A 12,927-nucleotide genomic window follows, 5' to 3' on the forward strand; every position below is an offset into this window, starting at 1 on the left:
CTCGCGCGCCCAGCTGGCCTGAGGGCTGGACCAGGTTGACTCGTGTGCCCGGCTGCCCTGAAGTGCCGGACTGAGTCGGCTCGCGTGCCCGGGTGGTCCAGAGCGCCGGACGAGGGTCAGCTCGAGTGCTCGGCGCAGGTGCCGGTGATCTCCACGGTGTGGCTGATCTCGGTGAACCCGTGGTCCGCCGCGATTTTCTCCGCCCAGCGTTCCACCGCCGGACCCTCGACCTCCACCGTGCGCCCGCACACTCGGCACACGAGGTGATGGTGGTGGTGCGACGAGCACCGGCGGTAGATCGCCTCGCCGGAGTCGGTGCGCAGCACGTCGATCTCGCCCGCCTCGGAGAGCGACTGCAGCGTCCGGTAGACGGTGGTCAGGCCGATGCCGTCGCCGCGCTTGCGGAGTTCGTCGTGCAGTTCCTGGGCCGAACGGAAGTCGTCGACAGTGCTGAGCAGGTCGACCACCGCCGCACGCTGCTTCGTGGAACGCCGGCCGGGCACCGGGACCGGTTTGGGGACCGAGGACATCGTCACTTCCCTTCCTGCACGTGGGCGACAGCGTCGACGACGATGTGCGCCAGGTGATCGTCCACCAGCCGGTAGACGACCTCGCGACCGCGCCGCTCGCCCTGCACCACGCCCGCGGTCTTGAGGACGCGCAGGTGCTGGCTGATCAACGGCTGGGCGACGTCGAGTTCGTCCACGAGCTCGTGCACGCACCGGTCCGCCTCCCGCAACTGCAGCACGATAGCGATCCGCACCGGAGCGGCGAGCGCCCGGAGCAGTTCGCCCGCGTCGGCGAGCACGCCCGGGGGAAGAACCGCCGGTCCGGAACCGGGGGACCGGCTGGCTGAACCGCCCGCTCGGCCCGCGTGGGCGGCGTCCGCGCCGTCCGCATGGACTGCGTCCGCTCGGCCCGTATGGACGGCGTCTGCTCCGCCCGCGTCGATGGCGTCCGCTTCGCCCGCGTCGACGGGATGCGGCGGGTCCGCAGGAGGCTCCGCCTGTCCGCCGCCGAGCGGCTCGTCCGCGCGCGCAGAAGCGACGTGCCCGGCCGGGGCCGAGCTCGCGGCATCCGCGCCCGCGTGCTCCGCGAGAGTCGCGCCCGTGGACGTATCTGCTGCAGTTGTCTTGTCCACGGCAGCGTTCTTCATCAAGGCCTCGGAGTTCCTGGTCGTCGCCGGATCCGGGGCGGCCGAGCTGGCCGCGGCCGGACCGCTGTGTTCTGCGGACGCGTTCTCAGCCGCTGCCGAGCCTGCCGCAGCCGGACCCGATGAGCCCTCGGAGCCCGCCGCGGCCGAATCCGGCGAGCCCCCTGAGCCCGCTGCAGCCGAGTCCGGCAGGCCGTCGGAGCCCGCTGCAGCCGAACCCGATGAGTCCTCGGAGCCCGCCGTGGCCGAATCCGGCGGGCCCTCAGAGCCCGCCGCAGCCGATGAGCCCCCCGAGCCCGCCACAGCCGAACCGCCCGCACCCGGAGACCCAGCCCCCGGGCCGTCGGACAGGGCGCTCGAAGGTGCCGATGTCATCGCTGCCTCCACTCGCGTCCCGCCGCCCGCCTCGGCTTGCCACCGTCCCGGGCGCGGCACGGGGCGAACCGTGGCCTGTCCGGGGGCGGCGTTTCCGAAGCCGGATGTCATTGCCGATAACCTTCGCCGCCATCGTAGTGTTCCCTTCCCCGGGCCCGGTGATCGCCGGGTCGCGCGGGGACTAGCCTTCCGCGTGACCCGATCGGGTGAGTTCGGGAAGATTTGGCTTGTCGGCTTCGCAAGTCGTGGCGGACGGTGCAAGGTTGTCGCGGGGGCGTTTCGTCGCGTCTCGTACAGTGGCGGATCGCTCGGGGTTGCCGGAGGGCAGTGGGGAGACATGACTCGTTTCGTGACGAAGGCCGCGGTGGCGGCCCTGGTGGCGCTTCCCGCCCTGGCTCCGGCCGCCGCGGCGCAGGCCCCGGCCGGACAGGCCCCGACCGGGCAGGCCGTTGACGAGAAGACCGGGCCGGTGTCGTTCGCCAACGTGGCGTCGGTCCGCCTCGGCGGCGATCCGCAGCACGGCGGCGCGCTGATCACCGAGACCCAGCGGTCCCCGCTCACCCCTGGCCAGTCGCAGCTCGGCACGGACCGGGTGGCGGTGCCGAAGAACGACGGCGAGCGCAACACCTTCGGCCCGAACTACGAGATCGACCTCGGCAAATACGGGGACAGCTCGGCCAGCCCGTACCCGGCCGGCGTCGCGAGCCGCGACCACCAGGTCGTCGCCGCGCTGCAGACCACCCACGTGCCGACCGCGGTCGCGGAGACGAACTACGCGCTGCGCGACAACGGCCGCAAGAAGCTCAAGCAGCTCGACAACACGATGCTGGTCCTCGAAGGCGCGCGCAGCTCGGTCGACTGCTCCGGCCCCGGCAAGGCCACCGGCTCCACCACGGCGGCCCGCGTCTGGGTGCGCGGCGAGGACGACGCGCTGAAGCAGGTCGCGATGCCCGCCACCGGCACGCTCAGCGTCACCGGCCTCAAGATGGGCTCGCCCACGAGCGTGCCGCAGAGTGACCCGGCGAAGACCACCTCGGACGTCGTCGTTTCCCGCGTTTCCGCGTTCGACCAGCTGATCAAGCAGGACGGCTGGCGCTCCGGCGACGTCACCGCGCAGGCGGGCTGGCGCGTCGAGATCACCACGCACGCGCGCGACGCCAAGGACACCAAGCTGAGCGACGTGCAGACCACGATGGTGCTCGGCGGCGTCAGCTGCTCGATCCCGAAGAACTTCGTCGCCGTGGCCGGCAACGGCTCGGGCACCGGGGGCACGGTGCAGCAGCCCTCGGTGCCCACCGAGGTCCCGGCCGGTTATCTCGGCGCTCAGGCCGCCGCGCCGTCCGACGATCTGCGCCTGCCGCTCGGCTTCGGCCTGCTCGGCGGCGGCCTGCTCTTCGGCGCGGCCGCGATCGTGCTCGGCCGGCGCCGCGCGGCGCGGGTCGTCCGTTCCCGCAGCGAGTAGGCCGTGCCGCGCACCGTGCTGACGGTCGCGTCGGCGGTGATCGCCGTCCTGGCGATCGCGGCCGGCGTGATCGTCTTGACCTGGGTGCCCGCCTCGAACCCGGCCGTCGTGGCCGACCCGCCGCCCGGCTCGCTGCCGGGCGAGGACGGCGCACCCGCCGAACTGCCCTCGGACGGCCAGGCGATCGGCCTGCAACGCCCCGGCAGCATCCGGCTGCCCGACGGCTCCGAGGCCCGGCTGAAGCGCACCGAGATCACCGAGAAAGGCATCCTGCCGATCCCGCGCGGCCTCAGCGACGCGGCGTGGTGGGGAGCCCGCCTCGGCGCGACACAAGGCGCGGCAGTGCTGTCCGGGCACGTCAACTGGGCGGGCGCGAAGGGTCCCTTCGACGACCTGTGGCGCGTCCACACCGGCGACAACGTCAGCATCGTCGACGCGTCGGGCGGCCGTTGGCTCTACCGCGTCACCGGCGCGACGACGATCCCGAAGGAACAACTGCCCGCGCAGGCCCCCGGCTGGTTCGCCCAGACCGGCCCGCACCGTCTGGTCCTGGTCACCTGCGGCGGCGACTACGTCGGCGGCACCGAGGGCTACGACGAGAACCGGATCGTCACGGCGGATCTGGTTTCCCGGCCGGACTGAGCAGTCCGCGAAGACCGGCAGAACGCTCCGGCCAGCCCGGCGAAAGTCCGTGCAACCCCATCGCCGCCCCACCGCATGTCTCCCCAGAGAAACCTCCAGACCAGGGGAGCACGATGCAGGGGACACAGGTCCAACCAGCACGCAAACGCGGCGCACTGATCGTCGTGGCCGCCGTCGTGGCAGTGGCGGCCGTCATCGCCGCGGTGCTGATTTTCTTTACCGGCAATGACAACGTGGCGCAGCCGCAGCAGCAGACCGGCACCGCGCAGGCCGGCGCCGGCCAGGCCGGAAGCAGCCAGGCCGGGAACACCCAGCCGGACCCCGGACAGACCCCCGGCACCGTCAAGCTGCCCGGCGGCGGGCAGGCGAAGCTGATCCCGGAGGAGGTCGGCGCGGACGGCGCGCTGCCGATCCCCAAGAGCCTCTCCGAAGCGGCCTGGTGGGGATCCGGTGTCGGGGCCGCCCAAGGCGTCACGCTGCTGTCCGGGCACGTCAACTGGGCCGGCAAGACCGGGCCGTTCCAGGAACTCTGGCGGATGAAACCCGGCCAGCTCGTCACCGTCACCGACGCCGCGGGCAAGCAGTGGGACTACAAGATCGACGAGGCGCGCACGATCCACAAATCGGATCTCGCCGCCGAATCCGCGAAGCTCTTCGACCCCGAGGGCCCGCACCGGCTGGTGCTCGTCACGTGCGGCGGCGACTACGTGGGCGGCCAGGAGGGCTACGACGACAACCGGGTCGTGACGGCCTCGCCGGTCACCCGTTCGTGACCTCCGACCTGCGCGGAGGCCCCGGGGACCGGCCGGATACGCTGGACCTTCAAGTCCGATAACCGTCCCCGCATGCGTCCGGAGCGTGGAGTGCCCGCCAATACCATCGAAACCGTCGTCAGTCTGTGCAAGCGCCGTGGCTTCGTCTTCCCGTCGGGAGAGATCTACGGCGGCACCAGGTCGGCGTGGGACTACGGGCCGCTCGGCGTTGAGCTGAAGGACAACATCAAGCGCCAGTGGTGGAAGACCGTCGTGCAGGGCCGCGAGGACGTGGTCGGCATCGATTCCTCGGTCATCCTGCCGCGCCAGGTGTGGGTCGCCTCGGGGCACGTGAACGTGTTCACCGACCCGCTGATCGAGTGCCTTTCGTGCCACAAGCGGTTCCGTGCCGACCAGCTCGCCGAGGACTTCGAGGCGCGCACCGGCAAGACCACCACCGAGGACGACCTGTCCGAGGTGCCGTGCCCGAACTGCGGCACCCGCGGCAAATACACCGAGCCGCGCGACTTCAACATGATGCTGAAGACGCACCTCGGCCCGGTCGAGACCGAGGAAGGCCTGGCCTACCTCCGCCCGGAGACCGCGCAGGGCATCTTCGTCAACTTCCTCAACGTGCAGACCGCCTCGCGCAAGAAGCCGCCGTTCGGCATCGGCCAGATCGGCAAGTCCTTCCGCAACGAGATCACGCCGGGCAACTTCATCTTCCGCACGCGCGAGTTCGAGCAGATGGAGATGGAGTTCTTCGTCGAGCCGGGCGAGGACGAGACCTGGCACCAGTACTGGATCGACGCGCGCACCGAGTGGTACAAGGACCTCGGCATCAAGCCGGAGAACCTGCGCCACTTCGAGCACCCGAAGGAAAAGCTCTCGCACTACGCGAAGCGCACCGTCGACATCGAGTACCGGTTCGCGTTCAACGCCGGGCAGGAGTGGGGCGAGCTGGAAGGCATCGCCAACCGCACCGACTTCGACCTGACCACGCACTCGAACCACTCGGGCGTGGACCTGTCGTTCTTCGACCAGGCGTCGGGCCAGCGCTACCGGCCGTTCGTGATCGAGCCCGCCGCGGGCGTCGGCCGGTCGATGATGGCGTTCCTGGTCGACGCGTTCGACGAGGAAGAGGTGCCGAACGCCAAGGGCGGCACCGACAAGCGCACCGTGCTGCACCTCGACCCGCGGCTCGCGCCGTTCAAGGCCGCGGTGCTGCCGCTGTCGCGCAACGCCGACCTGTCGCCGAAGGCGCGCGACCTGGCCGCGCGGCTGCGCAAGCACTGGAACGTCGACTTCGACGACGCCCAGGCGATCGGCCGCCGTTACCGCCGCCAGGACGAGATCGGCACGCCGTACTGCGTCACGGTCGACTTCGACACGCTCGAGGACAACGCCGTGACGGTCCGCGAGCGCGACAGCATGAGCCAGGAGCGCATCTCGATCGACCAGGTCGAGTCGTACCTGGCCGGTCGACTGCTCGGCTGCTGACCGCCGCGAAAACCCCTCCGGACGGCCCTTTCCCGCACTGCGGGGGAGGGCCGTCCGGCTTTTCGCCCCCGGCGCCCCTGACACCTGTCACGGTCGGGTCGTGACGCTCGGCCTGCGTGCCGGCCGCCTCGGCGCGGCACGCTTCAAGCCATGGACAACACACAGGAAATCGCGGCGGGGGCGGCGATCCGGCTGGGCGGGATCGCGAAGCGCTACGGCGACGTGCGCGCGGTCAAGCACGTCGACCTGACCATCGCGCCGGGGGAAGTGGTGGCGCTGCTCGGACCCAACGGGGCGGGCAAATCGACCACGGTCGACATGATTCTGGGGCTCACCGAACCCGACGAGGGCACCGTTTCGGTGTTCGGCCAGACGCCCGCCGGCGCGGTGCGCGCGGGGATGATCGGCGCGATGCTGCAGGGCGGCACGCTACTGGACGACCTGACCGTGCGCGAAACCGTCGGCCTCGTCGCGAAACTGCACCGCCGTCCGATGCCGGTGCGCGACGCGCTGCGCAGCGCGGGCGTCGAGGACATCGCCGACCGGCGGGCCAACAAGCTTTCCGGCGGGCAGAAGCAGCGCGTGCGGTTCGCGGTCGCTCTGGTGTCCGACCCCGATCTGCTCGTGCTCGACGAGCCGACCGCGGCGATGGACGTCGGCAGCCGCCGCGAGTTCTGGAAGTCGATGTACTCGTTCACCGACACCGGCCGCACCGTGCTGTTCGCGACCCATTACCTGGAAGAGGCCGAGGAATTCGCCGACCGGGTGGTGCTGATGCGCGCCGGGGAGATCGTCGCCGACGGGTCCGTCGCGCAGGTCCGCGCTTTGGCCGGCGGCCGCACCATCCGCGCGGTGCTTCCGGCCGGGATCACCGACGAGCTGGTCTCGGCGCTGCCCGCGGTCACCTCCTTCGAACTGCGCGGCGAACGCGTCGCACTGTCCAGTTCGGACTCCGACACCACCTTGCGCGCGCTGCTCGCCGCGGTCCCGGCCGTGCACGACATCGAGATCGGCGCGGTCGGCCTCGAAGGCGCGTTCCTTTCCCTGACCTCCGACGAAACGGAAGAAGCAGTCCGATGAACCCCGCCTACCTGGTCGTCGAAACCCGCAGGCTGTTCCGCTCGCCGCGGTTCCTGATCTTCGTCGTGGCCTTCCCGGTCCTGATGTTTTTGTTGCAGGCCACGGTGTTCACCGACAAGTCCGCGCCGGACCACGTCGCGGTCGCGGGCGTGCTCATGGTCAACATGATGACGTTCGGCACCTTCGCCGCGGCCACCACGAACGGCGCCCGGCTCGCGATCGAGCGGGCGGGCGGCTGGCAGCGGCAGCTGCGGCTGACCCCGCTGTCCGGCGCGGGCTACCTCGGTGGCAAAGCGCTGTCCGGGATGCTCGCCGGGCTGCCCGCGCTGATCCTGGTCCCGGCCATCGCCGCGTTCTCCCAGGGCGTGCACCTCGACCCGGCGGGCTGGCTGCGGGTCTTCCTCGGGATCTTCCTCGGCACCGTTCCGCTGGTGCTGCTCGGACTCCTGCTGGGCCAGTTCGGCACACCGGAGTCGATGCAGCCGATCAGCATGATCGTCACGCTCGGCGTGGGTTTCCTCGGCGGGCTCTGGATCCCGCTGGAGGGCATGCCGTCCTGGATGCACGACGTCGCGCAGATCATGCCGACCTACTGGGTCCTCGGGCTGGTCCGGCCGGTGGTGACGGATCACCTGCTGGTGAGCTTGCCGACCGCGATCGGCGTGCTGGGCGCGTGGACGCTGGCGCTCGGGATTGTCGTGGTCAGGCGATACCGTAAGGACAGCGCCCGGGTTTGACCGGGCGGGGAGGGAAGAACGACGTGTGGCCACTCGGCCGGGAGGCGACGACCGGGAAACCGGCCCAGCGCCGGTACGCGCTCAACGACCGGGCGGCGTGGTGGGACGACCCGCTGCCGGAAGCACGGCGCGGTCCGAGCAAACCGGGCTGGGCGATCTTCTCGGCGGCGTTCCTGCTGCCCTTCCTGATCCCGGCGACCCGCGGGCTGTTCGAGGACCCCGGGCCGCTGTGGGCGCGGGTTCTGCTCGGCGTGACGATCTACGCCTACGCCGCCTGCTACGCGCTGTTCCCCGCGCTCTTCGGCAAGCCGCGGAAGGTGAAACTCTGGTTCGGCGGGGTCATGCTGGTGCTGGGCCTGCTGAGCGCGCTGCTCACCGACGCCAGCCCGTACGTCCTGCTCTACGCCACCGCGACGCTCGCCTTCCTGTTCCCGGCGGCCTGGGCGGTCATCTTCGACGGGTCGGCGCTGGGCCTGCTGGTGCTGGTGCTGCGTCTGCGAGGAGACCTCTCGGACCGGATCAGCGACGTGATCACGGTCGGCTCGGTCACGCTGGCGATGTTCTTCATGTCCAATCTGATCCGGGCGATCCGCAGGCTGGAGCTGGCCAACAAGGAGATCGCGACGCTCGCGGTGGCCAGCGAACGCGAGCGGGTCGCCCGGGACCTGCACGATCTGCTCGGGCACAGCCTCACCACGATCACGGTGAAGGCCGGGCTCGCCCGGCGGGTGCTGGAAAGCTCCGGCGACATCGACCGGGCGGTGCGGGAGATCCACGAGGTCGAAGGGCTGAGCCGGTCGGCGCTGTCGGATGTGCGGGCGACCGTGACGGAGTACCGGGAAGTGTCGCTGCCCGCGGAGATCGCGGGGGCGCGGGCGGCGTTGCGCGCGGCGGAGGTCGAGGCCGAGCTGCCGCACGCGGTGGACAACGTGCGCGCGGAGCTGCACAGCACGTTCGGCTATGTGCTGCGCGAGGCGATCACCAACGTGCTGCGGCATTCCGGCGCGAAATGGGTGAAGGTGCGGCTGGGCCGCGACTGGCTGGAGATCGAGGACGACGGCTGCGCGGCGGCGGACGTCACGCCCGGCAACGGATTGCGGGGACTGTCCGAACGGATGGGCGCGGTCGGGGGCACGTTGACGACGCGGGTGCGGCCCGGGGGAGGATGGGTCGTCCGGGCCGAGGCCCTGGAGCCGAGCCCGGACGGATCCGCCGTCGCGGTGCGGGCCGAACCCGCTGGAGGATTCGCGTGATCCGGGTGCTGCTGGCCGACGACCAGGCGATGGTGCGCGGGGCATTGGCCACCGTGCTCGGCCTGGAAGCCGACATCGAGGTCGTGGCCCAGGTCGGCAGCGGCGACGAAGTGGTGGCCGCGGCGAAGGAAACGGCGCCGGACGTGGCGCTGCTCGACGTGCAGATGCCCGGCATGGACGGCCTCACCGCGGCGGCCGAGCTGAAGACCGCGTTCCCGGCGTGCCGGGTGATCATCTGCACGACCTTCGGCCGCCCTGGCTACCTCGCGCGGGCCATGGCGGCGGGGGCGGCCGGGTTCGTGGTGAAGGACGCGCCGCCGGAGCAGCTCGTCGAGGCGGTGCGCCGAGTCCACAGTGGACTGCGCGTGGTCGACCCGGCGCTGGCCGCGGAGTCGCTCGCCACCGGAACCAGCCCGCTGACCGCCCGGGAACGCGAGGTGCTCAGCGCGGCCAAGGACGGGAGCACGGTCGCGGATATCGCGAAATCCCTTTTCCTGTCTGATGGAACTGTGCGAAACCATCTGTCGTCGGCGATCGGGAAGACCGGCGCGCGCACCCGCGCGGAAGCTGTGCGGTTGTCCGAGGAACGCGGCTGGCTTTAAGGACGCGCTCTCACGGCGAAGAACCCCGATGCGGCAGTGAACACGCCACCGCCGCATCGGGTGCGTTGGGGACGCACCCAATGCCACGGCACGCGAGCGCGTCGAAGGCCGCGGCGGGAGCGGGGAACGCACGCAGGCGGGCTCGAGGGACCCACTCAGAGTCGCATCGGGGTGCCTTCCCAGGACCGGACCGCGGCTCTGCGAGGATGGCCGCCATGGACGCGTGGACTGGACCCACTGCCGGAAACTGGGTGCGCCGCATCGTTTTCGGCGCGGTGCTGGCCCTCGTCGCGGTCATCGGGGGCACCGCGTTCCGCGTGTGGCAGGTCGCGCGCGAGAACGACCGGACCCCGGCGGACGCGATCGTCGTGCTGGGCGCCGCGCAGTACAACGGCAAGCCCTCGGAGATCTTTACCGCGAGGTTGGAGAAGGCGCGTCAGCTCTACGCCGACGGCGTTTCGAAGACCATCATCACCGCCGGCGGCAAGAAGACCCGCGACAACTTCACCGAGGCGACGGCGGGCGCGCGGTGGCTGACCAAACACGGCGTGCCGCCAACCGCGACGTTGCCGGTCGGCGAGGGCAATGACACCTTGCGCAGCCTCCGCGCGGTGGCCGATCAGGTGAAAGCGCGCGGCTGGCGTTCGGTGGTGCTGGTCAGCGATCCGTGGCACTCCTACCGGTCGCGGACGATGTCCGAGGACCTCGGGCTGGAGGCGTGGACCGCGCCGACGCACAGCGGTCCGATCGTGCAGGAGCGCTCGACGCAGGTCCGCTACATCTTCCGCGAAACCGGCGCGCTGCTGTTCTACGAGCTCACCAAGTCGCCCGCGGACGACCTGTTCGGCACGACGATGGGCTGAATTGTCGGTCCCCGCGCCTAAGCTGGCGGGGTGAGTGACGGCTACCGGGAGCACGACCGCGCCCGCGTGCTGGCCGAGGAACCCAAGGGCGCGGCGCTGGCCGGCGCGCGGCCGGACGGGCGCAGCGCGTTCGCCCGCGACCGCGCACGGGTGCTGCACTCCGCCGCGCTGCGCAGGCTGGCGGGCAAAACCCAGGTGGTCGGCCCGGGCGAGGGCGCGGAGGTCAGCGGCGCGCCGCGGACGCGGCTCACGCATTCGCTGGAGGTCGCGCAGATCGGCCGCGGCATCGCCGAGGAGCTGGGCGCGGACCCGGACCTGGTCGACACCGCGGGGCTGGCGCACGACATCGGGCACCCGCCGTTCGGCCACAACGGCGAACGCGCGCTCGACCAGGCGGCCCAGGCGTGCGGCGGTTTCGAGGGCAACGCGCAGACGCTGCGCATCCTCACGAGGCTGGAACCCAAGGCGGTCGGTCCCGACGGCGCGACGGCCGGGCTCAACCTCACCCGGGCGTGTCTCGACGCCGCCACGAAATACCCGTGGCCGCGCCGGTCCGGGGAACCGAAATACGGCGTGTACCCGGACGACACGACGGTGTTCGGCTGGATCCGCGAGGGCGCGCCGGGCCTGCGCCGGTGCCTGGAAGCGCAGATCATGGACTGGGCGGACGACGTGGCCTACTCGGTGCACGACGTCGAGGACGGGGTGCTGGCCGGCCGGATCCGGTTGCGGCTGCTGGCCGATCCGGAGGAACGCGCGGCGGTCGCCGAGGCCGCTTCCCGGCATTTCTCCACGCTTTCGGTGTCCACTTTGGAGGGTGCGGCGAAGGAGCTGCTCGACCTGCCGGTGCTCGCCGGGCTGGTGCGCGCGGAGCCGGACGGTTCGCTGCGCGCGCAGGTCGCGCTCAAGCGGCTCACCAGCGAACTCGTCGGACGGTTCGCCTCGGCCGCGGTCACCGGCACCCGCGCGGGCTACGGCGAGGGCCCGCTCACCCGGTACTCGGCGCGGCTGGCGGTGCCGGAGCAGGTCGGGGCGGAGGTGGCGCTGCTCAAGGCGCTGGCGCTGCGGTACGTGATGAGCGATCGCCGCCGGCTGGCGATGCAGGACGGGCAGCGGGAGGTGATCACCGAGCTGGTGGCGGCGTTGTGCCGGCGCGCGCCCGAGGCGCTGGATCCGCTGCTGGTGCCGGCGTGGGACGCGGCGTCCGACGACGCGGCGCGGTTGCGCGTGGTGGTGGACCAGGTGGCGTCGCTCACCGACGCGCAGGCCTACGAATGGCATCGATGGCACACCGGACGGCACGGAACGGCACCGCCTGCCGAACCGTGAGCCGCGGAACCACCCGTTCCGGTACGGTCGCCGCATGGCCCTGGACAGCCACCTCACCTTCACCCTGGCGTTGCACGGTGCGACCGCGCCCCCGGGAACCGACGCGTGTCTCTCGCCGTACTCGGCGGCGAGCGCGCTCGGTCTAGCCGAACAGGCCGCGCGCGGACGCACCGCGGAAGAACTGGCCGCTGTGCTCGGCCGCGACCAGAGCGGCCTGCTCCACGCCGCGGCTGAGCTGGGCGACAAGGCCCAGCTGGCCGTGGCGAACACGCTCTGGGCCTCGGACCTGATCACCGTCGAGGACAGCTTCCAGTCCGCACTCGTGCGCTGGCCCGGCGGCAAAGCCGAGACCGCGCCGTTCGAAACCGACCCCGAGGGCGCGCGCGAGCGGATCAACGCCGACGTGGACCAGACCACTCACGGGCTGATCCCGGAGCTGCTCCCCGAAGGCGCGATCCACCCGTACACGCGCGCCAGCCTGGTCAACGCGCTCTACCTGAAAACCGCCTGGCGGCACCCGTTCCCGGAGCACGCCACCGCGGACGCCGACTTCCACACCCCCGACGGCGTGCGTCCGGTGCCGACGATGCACCTGGACGAATCCGTCGGCTACGCGCACGAAAACGGCTGGCAGGTCGTCCGGCTGACCGCCGAGGGTGGCGTCGAGACGGTGATCCTGCTGCCGGACGGCGACCTCGAGAGCGCCGAATCCGCGCTCGGCGCGCAAGCGCTGCGCGGGCTGCTGGAAAGCCCGAAGCAGCACAAGATCCAGCTCTCGCTGCCCAAGGTCTCGCTCGACGTGCGCGCGGACCTCGAACGGGCGTTGCAGGGCCTCGGCGTCCGCGAGCTGTTCACCCAGGACGCCGACCTCACCGGCCTTACCCACGACCGGCCGTTGTGGGTGGACAGCATCCTGCACCAGGCCGTGCTGCGGCTGGACGAACAAGGTCTCGAGGGCGCGGCCGCCACCGCGGTCCAGATGCGCACCATGTCGCTCATCTCCGGCGACCCGCTCGAAGTCCGGATCGACCGGCCGTTCCTGCTGCTCGTTCGCCACGCCGAAACCGGTGCGGTGTACTTCTTCGCGCGGGTGGTGCGCCCCGCGTGAGCGTGTTCCGGCCCGAAGCAAACCCCGAAGCGAAACCCGAAGCACCGCCTCGCGAACCCGGCGCAGCCGCT

13 protein-coding genes are annotated in these 12,927 nt (G+C 71.4%); 11 read left to right on the top strand and 2 right to left on the bottom strand.

The genetic code is table 11. The features are described 5' to 3' along the window. Nucleotides 1-116: 116 nt before the first annotated feature. On the bottom strand, nucleotides 117-530 hold the full coding sequence (locus tag ACZ7SW_RS34785) for a Fur family transcriptional regulator (protein ID WP_344283995.1): 414 nt from the start codon (nucleotides 528-530) through the stop codon (nucleotides 117-119). 2 nt (nucleotides 531-532) lie between these two features. Further along, nucleotides 533-952, bottom strand: coding sequence for an ArsR/SmtB family transcription factor (locus ACZ7SW_RS34790; RefSeq protein WP_470234628.1), 420 nt, complete (start codon nucleotides 950-952; stop codon nucleotides 533-535). 913 nt (nucleotides 953-1,865) lie between these two features. On the opposite strand from ACZ7SW_RS34790, the gene ACZ7SW_RS34795 reads away from it, so the two are divergent. The 11 genes from ACZ7SW_RS34795 to ACZ7SW_RS34845 all read left to right on the top strand — a co-directional run bounded on the left by ACZ7SW_RS34795 (nucleotide 1,866) and on the right by ACZ7SW_RS34845 (nucleotide 12,856). Next, a complete protein-coding gene (locus tag ACZ7SW_RS34795) occupies nucleotides 1,866-2,990 on the top strand; it encodes a hypothetical protein (RefSeq protein WP_470234607.1) in 1,125 nt (374 codons plus the stop codon). A gap of 3 nt (nucleotides 2,991-2,993) precedes the next feature. After that, nucleotides 2,994-3,632 carry a class F sortase gene (locus tag ACZ7SW_RS34800; protein ID WP_470234608.1) on the top strand — a complete coding sequence of 213 codons (639 nt, stop codon included), beginning with the start codon at nucleotides 2,994-2,996 and terminating at the stop codon, nucleotides 3,630-3,632. A 113-nt stretch (nucleotides 3,633-3,745) separates the two neighbouring features. Beyond that, nucleotides 3,746-4,405, top strand: a complete 660-nt coding sequence (locus ACZ7SW_RS34805) for a class F sortase (protein WP_470234609.1) — start codon at nucleotides 3,746-3,748, stop codon at nucleotides 4,403-4,405. A gap of 90 nt (nucleotides 4,406-4,495) precedes the next feature. Beyond that, nucleotides 4,496-5,884 carry a glycine--tRNA ligase gene (locus ACZ7SW_RS34810; RefSeq protein ID WP_470234629.1) on the top strand — a complete coding sequence of 463 codons (1,389 nt, stop codon included), beginning with the start codon at nucleotides 4,496-4,498 and terminating at the stop codon, nucleotides 5,882-5,884. A gap of 150 nt (nucleotides 5,885-6,034) precedes the next feature. After that, nucleotides 6,035-6,964, top strand: a complete 930-nt coding sequence (locus tag ACZ7SW_RS34815; protein ID WP_470234610.1) for an ABC transporter ATP-binding protein — start codon at nucleotides 6,035-6,037, stop codon at nucleotides 6,962-6,964. Then, nucleotides 6,961-7,701 (top strand): ABC transporter permease, encoded by a 741-nt coding sequence (locus tag ACZ7SW_RS34820; protein ID WP_470234611.1) that lies wholly within the window; start codon nucleotides 6,961-6,963, stop codon nucleotides 7,699-7,701. Before ACZ7SW_RS34815 ends, ACZ7SW_RS34820 begins: the two co-directional genes overlap by 4 nt. A 23-nt stretch (nucleotides 7,702-7,724) precedes the next feature. Further along, nucleotides 7,725-8,954, top strand: a complete 1,230-nt coding sequence (locus ACZ7SW_RS34825; RefSeq protein WP_470234612.1) for a sensor histidine kinase — start codon at nucleotides 7,725-7,727, stop codon at nucleotides 8,952-8,954. After that, nucleotides 8,951-9,556: a response regulator gene (locus tag ACZ7SW_RS34830; protein ID WP_470234613.1), complete on the top strand. Its 606-nt coding sequence runs from the start codon at nucleotides 8,951-8,953 to the stop codon at nucleotides 9,554-9,556. Before ACZ7SW_RS34825 ends, ACZ7SW_RS34830 begins: the two co-directional genes overlap by 4 nt. A 215-nt stretch (nucleotides 9,557-9,771) precedes the next feature. After that, on the top strand, nucleotides 9,772-10,419 hold the full coding sequence (locus ACZ7SW_RS34835; RefSeq protein ID WP_470234614.1) for a YdcF family protein: 648 nt from the start codon (nucleotides 9,772-9,774) through the stop codon (nucleotides 10,417-10,419). A 30-nt stretch (nucleotides 10,420-10,449) separates the two neighbouring features. Beyond that, the gene (locus ACZ7SW_RS34840) at nucleotides 10,450-11,748 is read left to right on the top strand and encodes a deoxyguanosinetriphosphate triphosphohydrolase (protein WP_470234615.1); all 1,299 of its coding nucleotides are present in this window, start codon (nucleotides 10,450-10,452) and stop codon (nucleotides 11,746-11,748) included. Nucleotides 11,749-11,782: 34 nt separating this feature from the next. Further along, nucleotides 11,783-12,856, top strand: a complete 1,074-nt coding sequence (locus tag ACZ7SW_RS34845) for a serpin family protein (RefSeq protein ID WP_470234616.1) — start codon at nucleotides 11,783-11,785, stop codon at nucleotides 12,854-12,856. Nucleotides 12,857-12,927 lie beyond the last annotated feature (71 nt).

It is taken from the genome of Amycolatopsis sp. NPDC114484, from assembly GCF_055633755.1.